Source organism: Kitasatospora sp. NPDC043950, assembly GCF_056435345.1.
This window is the reverse complement of record NZ_JBWKER010000008.1, coordinates 14,095-30,933: the sequence shown is the minus strand read 5'-3', so window position 1 is coordinate 30,933 and position 16,839 is coordinate 14,095. Positions and strand designations below refer to the sequence as shown.

17 protein-coding genes are annotated in these 16,839 nt (G+C 71.9%); 7 read left to right on the top strand and 10 right to left on the bottom strand.

Going from position 1 to position 16,839, the window contains the following annotated elements; genetic code table 11:
* Positions 1–150: 150 nt before the first annotated feature.
* The 5 genes from AC07BF_RS07580 to AC07BF_RS07560 all read right to left on the bottom strand — a co-directional run bounded on the left by AC07BF_RS07580 (position 151) and on the right by AC07BF_RS07560 (position 5,920).
* Positions 151–1,362, bottom strand: a complete 1,212-nt coding sequence (locus tag AC07BF_RS07580) for a Cmx/CmrA family chloramphenicol efflux MFS transporter (RefSeq protein WP_478333100.1) — start codon at positions 1,360–1,362, stop codon at positions 151–153.
* Positions 1,363–1,688: 326 nt separating this feature from the next.
* Positions 1,689–3,119, bottom strand: coding sequence for a transglycosylase family protein (locus tag AC07BF_RS07575; RefSeq protein WP_478333069.1), 1,431 nt, complete (start codon positions 3,117–3,119; stop codon positions 1,689–1,691).
* A 145-nt stretch (positions 3,120–3,264) separates the two neighbouring features.
* A complete protein-coding gene (locus tag AC07BF_RS07570) occupies positions 3,265–5,019 on the bottom strand; it encodes a hypothetical protein (protein ID WP_478333068.1) in 1,755 nt (584 codons plus the stop codon).
* 181 nt (positions 5,020–5,200) lie between these two features.
* Positions 5,201–5,404, bottom strand: a complete 204-nt coding sequence (locus AC07BF_RS07565; protein WP_478333067.1) for a hypothetical protein — start codon at positions 5,402–5,404, stop codon at positions 5,201–5,203.
* Positions 5,405–5,599: 195 nt separating this feature from the next.
* Positions 5,600–5,920, bottom strand: coding sequence for a hypothetical protein (locus AC07BF_RS07560; protein ID WP_363632444.1), 321 nt, complete (start codon positions 5,918–5,920; stop codon positions 5,600–5,602).
* 174 nt (positions 5,921–6,094) lie between these two features.
* Here AC07BF_RS07560 and AC07BF_RS07555 point away from each other — a divergent pair, with 174 nt between their 5' ends.
* Positions 6,095–7,090 (top strand): helix-turn-helix transcriptional regulator, encoded by a 996-nt coding sequence (locus AC07BF_RS07555; RefSeq protein WP_363632442.1) that lies wholly within the window; start codon positions 6,095–6,097, stop codon positions 7,088–7,090.
* A 119-nt stretch (positions 7,091–7,209) separates the two neighbouring features.
* On the opposite strand, the gene AC07BF_RS07550 is transcribed toward AC07BF_RS07555, so the two are convergent.
* Positions 7,210–7,665: a hypothetical protein gene (locus AC07BF_RS07550; RefSeq protein ID WP_363587849.1), complete on the bottom strand. Its 456-nt coding sequence runs from the start codon at positions 7,663–7,665 to the stop codon at positions 7,210–7,212.
* A 510-nt stretch (positions 7,666–8,175) separates the two neighbouring features.
* Here AC07BF_RS07550 and AC07BF_RS07545 point away from each other — a divergent pair.
* The gene (locus AC07BF_RS07545) at positions 8,176–9,813 is read left to right on the top strand and encodes an alkaline phosphatase D family protein (RefSeq protein ID WP_400810421.1); all 1,638 of its coding nucleotides are present in this window, start codon (positions 8,176–8,178) and stop codon (positions 9,811–9,813) included.
* Positions 9,814–9,966: 153 nt separating this feature from the next.
* Here the strand turns inward: AC07BF_RS07545 and AC07BF_RS07540 are convergent, their stop codons facing one another.
* The 4 genes from AC07BF_RS07540 to AC07BF_RS07525 form a co-directional block, all read right to left on the bottom strand.
* Positions 9,967–10,848 carry a S41 family peptidase gene (locus tag AC07BF_RS07540; RefSeq protein ID WP_363623969.1) on the bottom strand — a complete coding sequence of 294 codons (882 nt, stop codon included), beginning with the start codon at positions 10,846–10,848 and terminating at the stop codon, positions 9,967–9,969.
* 215 nt (positions 10,849–11,063) lie between these two features.
* Positions 11,064–11,507, bottom strand: coding sequence for an ASCH domain-containing protein (locus AC07BF_RS07535; protein WP_478333066.1), 444 nt, complete (start codon positions 11,505–11,507; stop codon positions 11,064–11,066).
* Positions 11,508–11,530: 23 nt separating this feature from the next.
* On the bottom strand, positions 11,531–12,061 hold the full coding sequence (locus AC07BF_RS07530; RefSeq protein WP_363623967.1) for a GNAT family N-acetyltransferase: 531 nt from the start codon (positions 12,059–12,061) through the stop codon (positions 11,531–11,533).
* Positions 12,058–13,323: a helix-turn-helix domain-containing protein gene (locus AC07BF_RS07525; RefSeq protein ID WP_478333065.1), complete on the bottom strand. Its 1,266-nt coding sequence runs from the start codon at positions 13,321–13,323 to the stop codon at positions 12,058–12,060. Before AC07BF_RS07525 ends, AC07BF_RS07530 begins: the two co-directional genes overlap by 4 nt.
* A gap of 308 nt (positions 13,324–13,631) precedes the next feature.
* Here AC07BF_RS07525 and AC07BF_RS07520 point away from each other — a divergent pair, with 308 nt between their 5' ends.
* The 5 genes from AC07BF_RS07520 (at position 13,632) to AC07BF_RS07500 (ending at position 16,700) form a co-directional block, all read left to right on the top strand.
* Positions 13,632–14,063 (top strand): ATP-binding protein, encoded by a 432-nt coding sequence (locus AC07BF_RS07520; protein WP_478333064.1) that lies wholly within the window; start codon positions 13,632–13,634, stop codon positions 14,061–14,063.
* A 20-nt stretch (positions 14,064–14,083) separates the two neighbouring features.
* Complete coding sequence (locus AC07BF_RS07515) at positions 14,084–14,326, top strand: ATP-binding protein (RefSeq protein WP_363587862.1); 243 nt, start codon at positions 14,084–14,086, stop codon at positions 14,324–14,326.
* Positions 14,327–14,340: 14 nt separating this feature from the next.
* Complete coding sequence (locus tag AC07BF_RS07510; RefSeq protein WP_363587864.1) at positions 14,341–14,910, top strand: hypothetical protein; 570 nt, start codon at positions 14,341–14,343, stop codon at positions 14,908–14,910.
* Positions 14,911–15,307: 397 nt separating this feature from the next.
* On the top strand, positions 15,308–15,814 hold the full coding sequence (locus tag AC07BF_RS07505) for a DUF6879 family protein (protein WP_478333063.1): 507 nt from the start codon (positions 15,308–15,310) through the stop codon (positions 15,812–15,814).
* 37 nt (positions 15,815–15,851) lie between these two features.
* The gene (locus AC07BF_RS07500) at positions 15,852–16,700 is read left to right on the top strand and encodes a helix-turn-helix domain-containing protein (protein WP_400986814.1); all 849 of its coding nucleotides are present in this window, start codon (positions 15,852–15,854) and stop codon (positions 16,698–16,700) included.
* Positions 16,701–16,839 lie beyond the last annotated feature (139 nt).

Genomic DNA, 16,839 nt, shown 5'->3' with positions numbered 1-16,839 from the left:
CACCAGAGACGGAGGGAGGGAGGGGGGGGAGAGAACGGGGGTGTAAACGCGGGGGCCGCCGCCCCAATGGGGGGGGGCCCGTGTGGGGGGGGCCGTCCCCCCCCCCCCCCCCCCACGGCGCAGCTGCCGCGAGGTGCGGCCCGGGGCCTGTTACGCGCCGCCGTGGCGGGGGGCGAGCACCCCGCGCAGCGGGACAGCGGCGAGCAGCGCGAGCAGGACGAGCAGGGCGCTCGCCCACAGTGGGCCCAGCGGCCCGGCGCTGGATCCCAGGGTGGGGGCGGCGACCAGCGGTCCGGTGGCGGCGCCGACGTTGAGGGCCGCGGTCGCGTACGAGCCGGCCATGGTGGGGGCGGCGGCCGCCTCGTAGAGGACCCGGGTGATCAGGGTGGTGCCCAGTGCGAACGACAGCGCGCCCTGCACGAACACCAGGGCCAGCAGCGCGGCCGGCTCCTCGGCCAGGACGGCGAGGGCGGGCCAGCCGGCGAGCAGCAGCGGGCCGCCGGCCGCGAGGAGCAGGCGGGGGCGGTGGTCGGCGAGGCGTCCGGCGGTGGTGACGCCGAGCAGGGAGCCGGCGCCGAAGAGCACCAGGGCGACGGGGATCCAGAGCCGGCCCAGTTCCGCGGTGTCGGTGACGACGGGGGCGAGGAAGGTGAAGCCGGCGAAGGTCGCGGCGTTCACCAGGGCGCCGAGCGCCATGACCAGGAGCAGACGGGGGCGGCGCAGTTGGGCGAGTTCGGTGCGCAGCGCCGGTTCGGCGGTGTCATGCGGGGCGGTGTCATGCGGGGCGCTGTCGTGTGGGGCGCTGTCGTGTGGGGCGGGTGCGGCCGGGATGCCGCGCAGGAGGCCGGCGGCGGCGGGCAGGCAGAGGGCGGCGACGGCCCAGAAGGTGGCGCGCCAGCCGAGCAGGGTGCCGAGGGCGGCGCCTGCCGGGACGCCGGCGATGGTGGCGAGCGTGGTGCCGGAGAGCAGGACGGCCAGGGCGCGGCCCTTGCGGTCGGGGGCGACCAGGGTGGCGGCGGTGGTCAGGGCGACGGCGAGGAAGCCTGCGCAGGCGAGGGCGGCGGCGACGCGGGTGGCGCACAGGAGCGGGAGGCTGGTGGTGATGGCGCCCGCGGCGTGGGCGGCGGCGAAGGCGAGGAGGAGGCCGAGGAGGCTGGTGCGGGCGGGCCAGGTGCGGGCGAGGGCGGCCATCAGTGGGGCGCCGAGGGCCATTCCGGCGGCGAAGGCGGGGCCGAGCAGGCCGGCCGCCCCGACGCTCACGCCGAGGTCGGCGGCGAGGTCGGGCAGGAGGCCGGCGAGCATGAACTCGGAGGTGCCCATGGCGAAGACGGCCAGGGCGAGGAGGTACAGCGGGAGGGGCATCGGGCGTGTCGGGGACATCTGAGGGCTCCGGAGTGAGGAGATGCGCGGGAGGTCGGCGTCTCGTCACCGCGGTCAGCGCCCGGGGCCTGAGGGCGTGCCCGTCCGGCTGCGGGGTGCGGCGGGAGGGCGGGGTGCGCGGCTCGGGGGTTCAGGGGGCTGACGGCGCGTGACCGAAAGCCCCCACCCTGGATGCCTCGGGGCTCGACATGGTCTGCAGGCTACCGGAGCGGTGTCCGGTGGGGCACGCGGGTTTCGGGCGTCTCCGGGGCGCGCCCGTGCCGCCCGGCGGGTGTGGCCGGGCGGCTCGGGGTGGTCGGGGGCCGGGGTTACGCGGTGGCGGTCGGGAGCTTGGCGGTCAGCGCGGTCGGGACGTTGACCACGTCGGCGAGGCTGTACTTGCCGGGGCCGAAGTCGGCTGCGGTGAGGGCCTTCTTGCCGCCGCCCGCGACCAGCCAGACGGTGGGGCTGTCGGGCGAGAGCAGCAGGGTGCCGTCGGCGGGGGCGCTCTTGGCGGCGGCCGCGCCCAGCCAGGTGCCGGGGACGCCCATGAGCGGCTGCTTGTCGTAGCCCATGGCGGTGAAGTCGGCGTAGGTCAGGGAGACCGCCAGGCCGCCGGCCATCACGTAGACGGTGGAGTCGGTGCCGGCGGCGTCGGTGAGGACCGTGCCGTTCTTCAGGGGCTTGGCGACGGCGCCCTGCAGCCAGGCCTCGGGCACGCCCATCAGGGTCTTGGTGTTGTAGCCGTCGGCGGTCCACTCGCTGCCGGAGATGTGCAGGGCGGTGCCGTTGACCATGACGTACATCGACGGGTCGGTGCCGGCCTGGCCGTTGACGACGGTGCCGTTCGGGACGGTGGCCTGGGTGGCGGAGGTGAGCCAGGCGCCGGGGACGCCCATGTCGGCGCGGGTGTTGTAGCCGTCGGCGGTCCACTCGGCGCCGGAGATGGGCAGGGCGGCGCCGGCGACGACGACGTAGCGGGCGTTGCCGCCGGCCTGGTCGTGGACGACGAGGCCGGTCGGGAGGGTGTTGGTGAGCGCGTTCTGCAGCCAGGCGGTGGGGACGCCCATGTCGGGGCGGGTGTTGTAGCCGGCCGCCGTCCAGTCCGCGCCGGAGATGGACAGCGCCGCGCCGGCGACGACGACGTAGCGGGAGGAGCCGCCGGCCTGGTCGTGGACGACGGTGCCCTCGGGCGGGGTGGTGGGCAGGGCGTTGAAGCGGGCGTCGTCCACCAGGACGATCTTGCTCAGGTCGTAGCCGTCGGGGGCGACGTCGGAGCCGGCGACCGGCAGGCCCGCGCCGCTGATCAGGATCTTGACCGAGGAGCCGTTGGGCGACTTGACGAGCGTGCCGGTGGGCAGCGACGCCGGGTCGGGGTAGGAGGTGCCGGCCGGGTAGGGGTTGGCGTGGTCGGCGCCCAGGTTGGCCGCCGGGCCGCAGTGCGGCCAGGCGCCCTGGCCCTGCCCGGCGAGGACCTTCTCGGCGATCAGGATCTGCTGCTGCTTGGTCGCCCGGTTGGCGTAGGGGGCGTACTGGCTGCCGCCGTAGGCGAGCCAGGTGCTCTGGGAGAACTGGAGGCCGCCGAAGTAGCCGTTGTTGGTGTTGATGCTCCAGTTGCCGCCGCTCTCGCACTGGGCGACCTTGTCCCAGGTGGACACCGAGGCCGCGGAGGCCTGGCCGCCGAGGGCGAGCGGGGCGGCCAGGGCGAGCAGGACGGTGGCGGCGGCGAGGGCCGGTGTCTTGCGGGCGGCGGCGGTCATGACGGAAGTCCCCCTGGGCAGATGCGGGTTGGCTGGTCGGACGAGCGGGTGCGTGCGGGTGCGGTACGTGTGTGCAGGTGCGGTGCGTGCGGGCGCGGGGCGGCCCGGCCTGCGGTGGCCGGGCCGCCCTGGCGGGGTGGGTGCGTCAGGCGACGGTGGGGAGCTTGGCGGTCAGCGCGGTCGGGACCTTCACCACGTCGGCGGCGTTGTAGGAGCCGGGTGCGGCCGCCTTCTTGCTGCCGCCGTTGACGACCTGCCAGACGGTGGGGCCGTCGGAGGACTGGAGCAGGGTGCCGTCGGCGGGGGCGCTCTTGGCGGCGGCCGCGCCCAGCCAGGTGCCGGGGACGCCGCGCAGCGGCAGCTTGTCGTAGCCGTAGCCGGTGAAGTCGGCGTAGGTGAGCGGGACGGCCAGGCCGCCGGCCATCACGTAGACGGTGGAGTCGGTGCCGGCGGCGTCGGTGATCAGGGTGCCGTTGGCGAGCGGGCGGGCGACCTCGGCGGCCTCCCATTCCTCCGGGACGCCCAGGACCGGCTGGTTGGCGTAGACGGTGGTGAACTCGGCGCTGGTCATCGGCAGTGCGGAGTTGTTGGCCATCACGTAGATCGACGGGTCGATGCCGGCCTGGCCCTTGATCAGGGTGCCGTCCGGGACGGTCTTCTTGGCCGTGGTGTTGAGCCACTCGCCGGGCACGCCCATCAGGGACTGGAGGTTGTAGCCGTCGGCGGTCCACTCGGAGGCGGAGATGTGCACGGCGGCGCCGTTGACGACGACGTAGCGGCCGGGGTCGGTGCCGGACTGGTCCATCAGGACGGTGCCGTTGGGCATGGGCTTGGCGATGGCGGCCTTCAGCCAGTCGCTGGGCACGCCCATCAGGGACTGGGTGTTGTAGCCGTCGGCGGTCCACTCGGCGGCGGAGATGTGCATGGCGGTGCCGTTGACGACGACGTAGCGGCCGGCGTCGGTGCCGGACTGGTCCATCACGACGAGTCCGGTGGCCGGGCCGGTGTTGATCGCGCCCTGCAGCCAGCTGGACGGGACGCCCATGTCGGCGCGGGTGTTGTAGCCGTCGGCGGTCCAGTCCGCGCCGGAGATGAACAGTGCCGCGCCGCCGACCACGACGTAGCGGGAGGAGCCGCCGGCCTGGTCGTGGACCACGGTGCCGGGCGGCGGCACGGTGGGCAGGGCGTTGAAGGCACCGTCGTCGACCTGGACGATCTTGCTCAGGTCGTAGCCGTCGGCGGCGACGTCGGAGCCGGCGACCGGCAGGCCCGCGCCGTTGATGATGACCTTGACCGAGGCGCCGTTCGGGGACTTGACCAGCGTGCCGGAGGGCAGCGAGGACGGGGAGGTGCTGACGTCCTCGACGACGTTCTTGTAGCGCCGCGCCTTGTAGTCGCCGTTGGGGTGCGAGTCGAACTTCGCGGCGTTGATGGAGGCGCCGGCGATGTGCTTCACCGGGGTGGAGCCGAAGGAGTAGTAGGAGAAGGTCGTGTGGCCGGGGTCGTCCCACTTCTCGAAGAGCAGGACGTGGTCGTAGTAGCTGTTGAGGACGTCCCCGGGGCGCAGGTCGCTGCGCGAGATCGGGTAGGTCTCGGAGTCGGCGATGGACCGGGTGGTGGCGCTGTAGCCCAGGTGCCAGGCCATGGAGACGTAGCCGGAGCAGTCCTTGCGGTAGTAGCGGCCGCTGGAGTCGGGGAAGGTCGCGCCCTGGTTGTAGGTGAGGCCCGGGTTCTGGTTGAACCAGTACTGGGCGCGGGAGATGATCTCCGACCGGGTGATCTGGCCGCCGACGGTGGACGAGGCGGCGGCGTGGGCCGCGGTGGTGGTGACGGCCGTGGCGGCTATCGCGCCGGAGGCGGCGAGGGTGACGCGGGCGAGCTTGGAGAGCGCGGAGGGCACGACGACACGTCCTGACGGGGTGAAAGGGGTGGTGGCGCCGGGGCCGGCGTGGGAAGAGGGGGGCGTGGCCCGGACGGAGGCGGACAGTTGCCCTGCAGGAGCAGCGGTCGGGTGGCCTCGGGCGACGGCGGGGCGGGTCAGTCCCGGATGGTGTTCACGGCGGTGGCCGGCGCGGGGCAGGTCAGTCCCAGATGGTGTTGGCCGGGGTCACGGTGACCGGGGCGGGGGCCGGGGCGTCCCAGATGGTGTTCGCCGTCGTGGCGGCCGGGGCCGGGGCGGGGCCGTCCCAGATGGTGTTCGCCGAGGCCTGGCCGGCGATCGGCAGGGTGGCGGCGAGGGCGAGGGCGGCGACCGCGGCGGCCTTGGCGAGCGGGGTGCGAAGCATGGGAGTTGACCTCTTTCGAGAACTGGACGGGTGGCGGTGAGTCCGGTGTCGCGTCCCGCGGTAGACGCTCGGCCGGTTTGCCTCCGGGCGGTGGGCCCTGCTGGCGAGTACTAGCTTCGTCGCAGTTCAGGGCGGGTGGAAGGGTTCTCCGGTGGACGGAAGCGGCAGCGTCCGAATCCGTCCAGCCGGGCCGGATCAGTCCAGCAGGCGCTCGTAGAACGGCGCGACGAGCGGGGCGCCGACGCGGGTGAGCGTCCAGCCGCGCAGCGCGGGGACGGTCTCGACCGCGCGCCGGCAGAACGCGTCGACGACGGTCTCGGCGGCGCTCAGCCGGCCGGCGACCAGGTAGACGCCGAGGACGGCGCCGGGCCCGGCGCCCTCGTGCACGGCGACGTGTTCGATGCGCTCCTGGGGCCGCGCGCTCGCCAGCAGCACCCCGGCGGTGTCGGGCGCGAGCGCTGCTCCCGAGGCCGGGGCCGGGGCCGGGGCCTGGATCTCGGCGTGAATCAGGTACATGGAACGGACTCTGCCGAACCGTCGACATCCCGGCATAGAGGATCAACCTGGACGGTTCCGGCGGTGTCCGGAACCGTCCAGGACCGCTTGCTGGCCCCCTCTCGCACTCGCGTGCGATGATCGCGTACGCAGCGATTGGCGATTCAGGCCTTACACACCGGGGGGTAACGAGGCATGCTGACCGCACTCGGGCTGGATGCCGTGTCGGAGAGCGTCTACCGCAGCATGCTCGCGCATCCCGGCGACGGGGTGCGGGCGCTGGCGGAGCGGCTCGGGCGCAGCGAGGAGGAGGTCCGGCGCTGTCTGGACCTGCTGAGCGAGCTGGCGCTGATCCGGCCCTCCTACGAGCGGGAGGGCGAGCTGCGTGCGGTGTCGCCGCAGGTCGGCATGGAGTTGCTGATGGCCCGTCAGCAGGCGGATCTGGCGGCGCAGCAGCTGCGGATCGAGGCGTCCCGGGCGGCGGCCGCGCAGTTGATCGCGGAGTACGCGGATCTGCGGCCGGCCGCCTCGCACGCGGGGGTGGAGCAGTTGGTGGGCCTGGACCAGATCCGGGACCGGATCGCGTCGCTGGCCCGTGGCCTGACGGCGGAGATCATGACCTTCGCGCCGGGTGGCGGGCATTCTCCGGAGAGCATCGAGGCGTCCCGGCCGCATGACCGGGATCTGCTGGGCCGGGGGGTGCGGATGCGGACGGTGTACCTGGACAGTGTGCGCAACAGCCAGCCGACGGTGGCGTACGTGGGCTGGTTGGCGGAGCTGGGCGGGGAGGTGCGGACGGTGCCGGAGCTGCCGACCCGGATGATCATCTTCGATCGGGCGACGGCGCTGATCCCGGTGAGCGGGGAGGACACCCGTGCGGGGGCGGTCGTGCTGACCGGTCACGGGACGCTGGTGGCGCTGTGCGCGCTGTTCGAGCACGTGTGGGGTCAGGCGCGGGAGCTGGGGCCGTCGGCGGTGCGGGACGAGGGCGGGCTCAGTGCGCAGGAGGCGACGGTGGTGCGGTTGCTGGCGCAGGGGCTGACGGACGAGGCGATCGCCAAGCGGCTGGGGGTGTCGTCGCGGACGGCGCGGCGGGTGGCGACGGATCTGATGGAGCGCCTGGGTGCGCGCAGTCGTTTCGAGTTCGGGATGCGGGCGGTGCAGAACGGCTGGCTGCCGCAGCAGTTGTAGGGCCGGCGTTCGCGCGGGTGGCCGTGGCGGGGGCCGGGCGGCTGGTGCGGGTGTGGGTCCGCCCGCCGCCCCCGGGTCGCGGGGGCGGCGGGCGGCGCCGGAGGTGTGGAGCGGGGCTGCTAGAACGGCGGGAGCGTGCCGAGCTTGACGTCGCCCGTGTAGTGCTTGCCGAGCGCGTCGAAGTCGTAGTACAGGTGCACGTCGTCGCCGACCAGGTAGAACCTCTGCGTGCCGTTGACGAACGGCGACAGGCCCAGGTGGAAGGTGATGCCTTCGGTCAGGCTGCCGGAGGCGCTGCCGACCTTGACCTTGCCGAGGAGCGGCACGTTCGCGTACACCACGATGGACGCGGAGCGGGCGGTGGTGTCGAGGGTGAGCGTGGTCTCCAGCGGGCCGGTGACGTAGGTCCAGGTCTGCACGGCCGTGATGGCGGGCGTGACGTTCTGGACCACTGCGACCGGGGCCAGGGCAGGGGCCGGGGCGGCCGCCATGGCCGCCGTGCTGCCGAAGCCGACTGTCAGGACGGCGAGGCCGGCCACCACAACACCCGCACGACGTACGAAGCGGTTCTTCATGGTTCCCTCCCAGAGGTGTGAGCTGATGGTCGGGTCCCCCGGGGTGATTCCTATCAGTCAACTCGCTTGGGGTGCCAGCGTGTTGTACATCACGACCGCCCTCCGGCGTAGAAGTGGACCCCCCCGTTCGGGTGGTTTTTCTTGACTTTGCCAGCGCCTGTGTGCAGTGGGGGTGGATCTCGTCGCGCGGCCCGTTCCGGGTACGGAGCAGCCGTCCCCTCGTGCGGGTTCGGGGCTTTGCCGGGCGGCCGCGGTGCGGGGCCTGCGGGCCGGCCGGGGCCGGTGGCGGGCCCGGACGGTGGCGGGAGGGCCTGCGGCCGCCGGCCAAGTGGACCGGTCGCGCGGGTGACGCTACGCGCGTCCGTTTCCGTCCACCCGGGGGGATTTGTCGGACCTTCACTGATCCCCCATCAGATGATCACTCGGCTGCCGGAATTCCGACCCCTGGCGTACGGCGCGGTCCACTCGAATTCCTTCGCACACCGCCGAGCAGCGAAAGGCCTTCACCCCATGACCCGCCCTGCCGACCGCCCCTCCCCCGACCAGCAGCTGCGCGAGGCCGCCGCGCGGCTGGACCGGCGCCGCTTCCTCACCGTCACCTCGGCCGCCGCCGCGCTGGCGTTCACCGTCAACCTGCCGTCCGCGCACGCCGAGGACGCCGAGTTCGGCCCGCGCGCCATCACCGGCGACCCGTTCACCCTCGGCGTGGCCTCCGGCGACCCGCTGCCCGAGTCCGTCGTGCTGTGGACCCGCCTGGCGCCGCGCCCGCTGGAGCCCGGCGCCGGTCTGCCGCCCACCGGTTCGGTGCGGGTGGGCTGGGAGCTGGCCCGCGACGAGCGGTTCCGCAAGGTGGTGCGGCGCGGCAGCGCCCGCGCGCACGCCGAGTTCAACTACGCGGTGCACGTGGACGTCGACGGCCTCGACGCGGACCGGGTGTACTGGTACCGCTTCACCGTCGGCGCCTGGAGCAGCCCCGTGGGGCGCACCCGCACCGCGCCGGAGCGCGGGCGCAGGCTGGACGCCGTCCGCTTCGGGCTGGTGTCCTGCCAGGCCTACGAGGACGGCTACTTCACCGCCTACCGCCACCTGGCCGACGAGGACCTGGCGGCGGTGTTCCACGTCGGCGACTACATCTACGAGTACGGCATCGACGCGGCGGGCGGCGACCGCAAGTACACCGACCGCACCCTGCCGGCGCTGTTCGACCACGAGACGGCCACGCTGGAGGACTACCGGCTGCGCTACTCCCTCTACAAGAACGACCCCGACCTCCAGGCCGCGCACGCCGCCCACCCCTGGTACGTCACCTGGGACGACCACGAGGTGGAGAACAACTACGCGGCCGGCATCCCCGAGAAGGGCCAGGACCCGGCGCCGTTCATCGCCCGCCGCGCCGCCGCCTACCGCGCGTACTGGGAGAACATGCCGCTGCGGATGCCGCAGCCGCGCGGCACCGAGCTCACCCTCTACCGGCGCGTCCACTTCGGGCAGCTGGCGCAGTTCGACATCCTCGACACCCGCCAGTACCGCGACGACCAGGCCAACGGCGACGGCTGGCAGTACCCCACCCCGGAGTCCGAGGACCCGCGGCGCACCCTGATGGGCGCCGCCCAGGAGCGCTGGTTCGCCGAGGGCCTGCGCCGCTCCCGGGCGACCTGGAACGTCGTGCCACAGCAGGTCGTCTTCTCCCGCCGCAAGAACACCACCGCCGAGCGCTCCAAGCTCTCCATGGACGCCTGGGACGGCTATCCGGCCGCCCGCGAGCGCTTCCTGGCCGCCGTCGACCGGGCCGGGGTGGAGAACCTGGTGCTGCTCACCGGTGACGTCCACGTCGCCTACGCCCTGGACGTCAAGCGCGACTTCGACAAGCCGGACTCGCGCACCGTGGGCGTGGAGTTCGTCGGCACCTCGATCAGCAGCGACGGCGACGGCGAGGAGCGGCCGTCCAACTGGCAGAACCTGATGTCGGCCAACCCGCACATGAAGTTCTACGACGGGCGGCGCGGCTACACCACGCTCACCCTGGACCGCCACCAGGTGCGCGCCGACTACCGGGCCGTCTCCCACATCACCCGCCCCGGCGGCACCGTCACCACCGCCGCCTCCTTCGTCACCGAGGCCGGCAACCCGGGCATCCGCCCCGCCTGACCCGCCACCCCCTGGTCCCGCCACCCCTTGGGTCCCGCCGCTCACGGGGGCGGCGGGACCCAAGGGGTGGCTGAGCCTTGAGCGTGACCGCGCCGCACCAGTTGCCTCGATAGGCCCCCCGGCTGCTCAGGACTGAGCAGCCGGGGGACTCGACTACGCGCGAAGGTGTTCCAGTGCCTTCTCCAGCGCATCCTCAGCGGCAACCGCCACGTCCGGCTCCACGCCAACGCCCTCCCAGTTGGTGCCGGTGACCGGGTTGATCGAGCGGGCCGCCGGCACGGTCACCGTCACATGCGGCGCGACAGGAATACGGGCCGTCGGGTGGGCGCCACCACGCGTCGTCTGCCCGACCAGCGTCGCACGCTTGAGCACCTTCAGGTTGTACGACAGCTCCTCCCCACCGGAGAACGTGAAGTCGCTGGTCAGCACCGCCACCGGACGGTCCGAATAGCGCGGCGCGGCGAGGTGCCCGAGGGTCCAGTACTGGCGGGTGGAGTCGGTAGCCCGGTCGTAGATGTCGTTGAGGTGCACCTCGTCGTCAGCGAAGAAGTAGCTGCACCACAGCTGCACACCCTCCGGTGAACCGCCGCTGCACTGCCGCAGGTCGATGACCAACGCCTCGGTGGAAGCGACCAGTTGCATCGCGGCGGCGATCGCGGGACCGCCCACCCCGGCCGGGGGAATCATGCGCAGATCGAGGTAGCCGATGTTGCCGTCGAGCTGCTCTGCCCGCCGGATGCCGTAGTTCTTCTCCCGGGCGTACCGCTCGAACCGGGCCCGGGCGACGTCCTCCGGCTCCTCGTCCATCGACTGCGGCTCCTCGCTCCACAGCAGCCGCAGGTGCTTGTCCGGACACACCCCCTGCAAGTCCTCCGTGACCCGCTCGCACAGCCCCCGCTCGTCCAGGCCCTCATAAGCGCCTTCCGCCAGCCGGTTCCGGATCGCCACTTCCATGGCCGCCGTCTTCTCGGGGAACACGTAACCAGCGGTGATCCGGGCGAGGGCGGTGTCGAGTATCGCTCCATGAGTGATCATTCGCGCGATCGTAGGTCAAGGCCGAACCGATGCCCAGCGGTTTCTCAGCGAACTCCTCACCGCCACCCCCTCCCCCGACCCCCGCCTCAAACCCGCCCTCACCCACTGCCGCACCCAAGCCACCCACACCACCCGCACCACCCGCACCTGAAAACCCGTTCCGCGCGCAGGAAGTCGGCCCCGCCGACTTCCTGCGCAGCGCGGTCGCTCCCCGGCTACGGGGCGAGCCGCAGGTGGATCGCGAGGACGCCGAGCCGCTCCTTCTCCAGCGGGTGGATCTCGCGGCAGGCGGCGAGGAGTTCGGCCCGGCTCACCCCCTCGGATCCGATCGCCTCCAGGTCCTCGGCGTCGAGCATCGCGTCGAAGCCCGGACACTCCACCACCTCGGTGACCCGGGCGCGGTAGCGGGCGTCCCCGGACTCGAAGACGAGCAGCTGCCCCGGATGGATCTTTCGCATGCTGGGGTAGCCGACGCGCACCCCGACGGTCTTGGTGCCGCCGGCGATCAGGTCGAGATAGGGCGGCGGATCCTGATGACGCGTTCCTGGTCCGGCATGGGGTGGTGTTCCGCTTCCATGCCGAAGAGGGAAGGGGCAGGGCGGCCAGGCGCCCGCGCGATCGCCGGGCGGCGAGGGCTTGCCCGTGCTCGACGGCCTCACGCGCAGGGTCGCCGTCGCGGAGTTCAGCGGGTCGGACGGATCATCGCCGTCAATCGAGGCGATTCCGGTGATGGCTGCTGGGCGTTGAACGCCTGGTAGCCCCAGGTCTCGTAGAGACGCTGGACCTTCCCGTCCCCGGCGAGCGGGTTCACCATCAGCGTGACTCGGCCTTCGGTGCGGTTGGCCAGCAGTGCGTCGTGGATGCGACGGGCGGTGCCGGTGCCACGCCAGGGCGTGCGCACGCCGATCTCCTTGATGGCCAGGGTCGGCGTGTCGGTCCAGCCGTCGGGAAGCTGATCGGTCATGCGCTTCCAGTACCGGTCGCCGGCCTCGACGGTGTTTCCGTAGACGTATCCGACCGGCAGTTCACCGTCGTAGCCGAGGACGAGTTCGAAGCCGGGCTCGGCGGTATGCCGGTCAAGGCGTTCGGCGAATGCGGCGACACGGTAGTTCGGCAGGTGCAGCAGCGGGCCGCGCACGTCGGCGTAGACGTCCAGCAGATCCTGTCGGGCCTCGGGCGCCAACGCAGTGTGGTGGCGGAGTTCGACGGTCACGCGGTGGTCCTCCAAGTGTCGTGAGTGTACGCGGTCCAGGTCCTGTCCGATGTGCTGCCGGGCGCCCGCTCATGCAGGTTGGTGCCGAAGGCCGCCAGCATGCGCTTGACACGGGGGTGGGTGGAGCCTGCGGTCGGCACGGACATCGCCGTGGCGACCGCAGGCTCCAGGTCCCCCTGACCGAGCTGGGCCCTGGCGAGGCGGACGGTGGTGATCGCGATGGACCGCCGCATGGCGTCGCGCCGCTGGGCGATGCTGCGGTGGGCTCGTGCTTCGGCGTCCTCCCAGTTCCCGGCCGCCAGGTGGGCGGCGAGGGCGAGGGAGTCGAGCTCGGACTGATCGTAGAAGGCGGTTATCCACACCGGTCGGGTGGCTGCCTGGTCCACCCGGTCGAGAGCGTCCTGTGCGTGTCCGAGCGAACGGCGGACCGCCTTGGAGTCGCCTGTCAGGCCGTGGATGGCCGCGTGGCGGGCGTGCCCGAGGGAGGCGAACAGCGGGTCGCGGCGGGCGATCGGCAGGCTGCGGGCCACGTCGTTGGCTGCCAGAGCGTCGCCCACCTGTCCCAGATGCCGGTACATACTTCCCGCGTGGGACCAGATCCGGAACTGGATGCCGGAGTCTCCGGACATAGCAGCCAGGGAGGCGGCCTTCCGGTGGTGTTCGAGTGCGGCATCGAAGCGGCGGCCGTCGATCGCGGCCCACATCGCCGAGGACATGAAGGCCGCCGCGCTGGCGTACAGCTGGGCCCGGATCCGCTGGGTCGCGATGCCGTTCTTCTGCAGTTCGAGGGCCTCGTCGGCGAGCGATGCGGCCTTGGACTCGATGCTGAGCCGGCCGCCGTGACGGTGGTCGCTGGCGATGACCTCAGTAAAGCGCCGTTGCAGGTTCTGCACGTCGGTGATGCCAATGCGGCTACCTGCCGACGCTGCAGGGGTAGGGGTGAGTACGGTGACCGCCGTACCGCCGGCCGCCGCTATGAAGTCGCGTCGCCTCACGTCTTCCTCCGGTGTGGTGCGGGCCCTCCCGGTCGGGACGAAGCCCAGCTCTTCGGGCGTACAGCCGAATACTGCCTTGAGCGCGCGGCGAATCTTCTCCGGTGGCCACCGGGTCGAACCGCTCAGCCAGTTGTGCACTGTGCGCTCTGATACGGTGCCGAGCCGCCCGGTGAGGATCTCGATCTCCAGGTTCACTTCGCGGGCTAACTCGACCTTCGTCATGCGGCGTTCGGCCATCCGGTGACGGAGCTGGACGTTGACCACCATGGAGTCAACGTAGCCGCGCCATCACCTGCCGTGCAGGCGACCAGGCAATGGGACGGTCAAGTTTTCCGGCTGGGATCCGACCAGAACGCCGCCGACTTTGCCTCACCACCCGTCTCGTGATGGCCGTTCACTGGATGCAAGCCGCCCGCCCCTCGGGGCGGATGCCCGGCACCGGGCCGCTTCCCACGTGGGCCTGGCGCCGGCCAAACCTCCCATCACCAGCTCTCTTTCCGGAGTCGCGCCGTGATCGCCACTGGTAGGCCCTCGCACGTTGTCCGTCTGCTCGCTCTTCGGCGATGGAAGGCGGCGTGAACACGACCATTGCCCCCACCCCGGCCCTGGTGGGCGGCGAGAGGCGGCAGGCCGTCCACCTGCCCTACCGACCCGAATCGGCTTCGACAGCCCGCCACCTGGTCCGGACAGTGCTGGTCAAGTGGGGCTTGGAGGACCTGGCCGACGACGCCGAACTGATCGTCTCCGAGCTCGTCGGCAACGCCAGTAAGACCGGCTGCCAGCTCACGATGAGCGTCGAGATCGTCTCGATCACCGGCAGGGACGTGCGGATCGGGGTGACCGACGGCTGCCGGATCCTGCCTGTGAGGGTCGACGCCGGTCCGAACGCCGAGGGCGGCCGGGGCCTCGACCTCGTACACAAGCTCACCCGGGGCCACTGGGGCACCGCCCTCATGTCCGACGGCAAGACCGTCCACGCCGACCTCAAGCTCAGGACCACACAGTGAACCGGCAGCAGCACGATCCGGTGGGAAACACCATGAAGGTCCTGCTGGTGGCCGGGCGCCCCACCTGCCTCGACCTGCATCGAGGTCCACGACGCCAACACCAGCCACTCACCGTCCGGGCGGTCGCCCCGGACGACGAACACGGACGCGGCCAGTTCCTCGTCGACGAACTCGCCGAACACTGGGGCTGCGCCAACCGCCCTGGCAGCATCGGCAAGTTCGTCTGGGCCCGCATCGCCCCCTCCTCCCTCACCACCGTCTGAAAGACCGACTCCCCATGCACCAGCCCTCCCTGACCGCCCTCGCCCGACACGTCCTCTCCCGCGGCAGGACCCCTGCCGAGACCTACGCCCTCCTCTCCCGCCGCACCCGCAAGCCGCTGCCCTCCGCCCGCGCCGTCTGTCTGGCCCTCGGCATCCCCCTCACCGACACCCAACTCCGCCTCGACGACTGCTACGACGCCCTCCTCGCCAACCCCCGCCCCGGCTCCGAGGCCGACACCGGCGAACTCCTCGAAGCCCTCGGCGTCTTCGACATCCCCAAGCCCCTCGACGCCACCGAACTCGCCGTTGTCGACCTCTTCCTGGCCGCCATCGACGCCATGGGTGGCATCCGCGCCGGCCACCAGCACGGCCTGGCCCGCTGGTTCACCACCGGGAACCTCACCGCCGCCTACCTCTCCCTCACCGCCGCCCGCCCCCGCCCTACCGTCGGCGACCCCGCCCACTACTGGACCGCCCTCGTCGACGCCGGCGAACTCCTCGTCGCCGCCCCCACCGCCGACATCCGCATCAAGCACGCCCTCGCCCACTGCCGAGACCGCGCCGCCCGAACCACCCGCTCCTGAGCAACACCCGACCGTGCGCAGGAAGTCGGGCCCGCCGACTTCCTGCGCAGCGCGGTCGGCTCGTCCAGGTCAGCCGGGCGCCACTCGCGGACATGCGAGTGGCGCCCGGGGCGGCCGGACCTCAGGGCCGCCATCCGCCGACACCCTCCACTTCCACTCGCCTCGGCACCACACGGCGGTTTCTAGGGGCCTTTCGTGCGTTCTGGGCCTGTTGGAATCCAACAGGCCCAAGGGCCCGCCGGCCGTTGGACAAGTCCGGCTCCTCTTGCGTGGAGGGGTGTCAGAGGTGTGGCTCTGCCCGGGTTCGTGCAATTTCGTGCATGCGGGGTTGTGCTTCTGACTCGCAGGGCTGACGGTGGTGCACGTCCCTGCAACTCCACAGACGTTGGAGATCGTCATGGCACTAGGTTTTGTGGGCATCGACCCCAGCACGGGCGGCGGAGGCTCGCCTACCGTGTGGGTCGAGGACGAGGCGGAGGAGATCGATCGATTCGCCCGCACCGGCGAGATCGAGCTGGACCCCGAAGCGTCGTGGTGGCCCGAGTGGCTGGGACTCGTCCGCGAGACGGTCGGTCGTGGCGTGGTCATGCGGCGGGCCCGGATCGTGTCCGAGCCGGTGACCGACTACATCCGGTGGGAGCACGCGGTTACCCCGATGAACCTGGCGGCCGGAGAACTGGTTCGGTGGCTGCCGAGGAGTCAGACGTCGAACATCGCGCTGCCGGGGAACGACTTCTGGCTGATCGACGACAAGCTGGTGCTGTTCCACTTCTTCACGGGGTACGGCGACTGGGCCGAGCCCGGGTTCGCCTTCTCCGAGGACTCCGCGACGGTTCATCTCGTCTCCTCCGCGTTCGAGGCTGTGTGGGAGCGTGGCACCCCGCACGACGAGTACAGCGTCTGACCCGCCCTTACCCTGCGAGCACCGGACCGCCAGACCTATGCCGACGTCTCCGTCATCAAGCGCGCAAGCGGCGCGTCTTGCCCTTGCCAACCGCCTTGTCGATCTCCGCAAGGATGCCGGCCTGACGGGTAGACAGCTGGCGTTCCGGTGCGGGTGGAACCCTTCGAAGGTCTCCCGCATCCAGAGTGCGCGAACCCCTCCGTCTGACTCCGACATTCGGGCATGGTGCACTGCTTGCACAGCGGCTGACCAGTCGGACGACCTGATCGCCACGTCGAGAGCGGTCGAGTCGATGTACATGGAGTGGCGTCGGCTGCACCGCGCAGGGATGCGCCAGGTGCAGGAGGACTTCTACACGCTCCACGAGCGGGCGGAGTTGTGCCGGACGTACGTCTCCAATGTCGTTCCCGGCTTCCTCCAGACGCCCGGGTACGCGACTGCCCTGATGCGCTCCATCACGGAGTTTCAGGGGACCCCTGATGATGTGGCCGACGCCGTTGCCGCGCGGGTGGCGAGAGGACGGCTCCTGAACGAGGGCAGGCACAGGTTCGCGGTGCTGATGGAGGAATGGGTGCTCCGCTCCCGGATCGGTGACGCGGAGACCATGGCCGGTCAACTAGGCCATCTGCTGGCGGTGATGCCGCTGGCATCGCTGTCGCTGGGGGTCATCCCATCCACCGCACAGCGCGGCATGTGGCCCCTCGAAGCGTTCTACCTGTACGACGATCGGCATGCTGTCGTGGAGACGCTGACAGCTGAGGTCAACGTCACCCAGCCCCGCGAGATCGCTGACTACATCCGGGCGTTCGGCGAGTTGCAGCGCCTCGCGGTCTACGGTGCCCAGGCGCGTGCGCTCATCACGTCGGCAATAGCCGCCCTCGGGTGAATCCGTGCGCGGGGGCCTTGCCGGCGCCGGGCTCCTCGGGCGGGGCGGCCGCGCGTTTCCTGGCCTGGGGGGGGGGGGGGGGGGGGGGGGGGGGGGGGGGGGGGAGGGGGGGGGGGGGGGGGTGGGGGGGGGGGGGGGT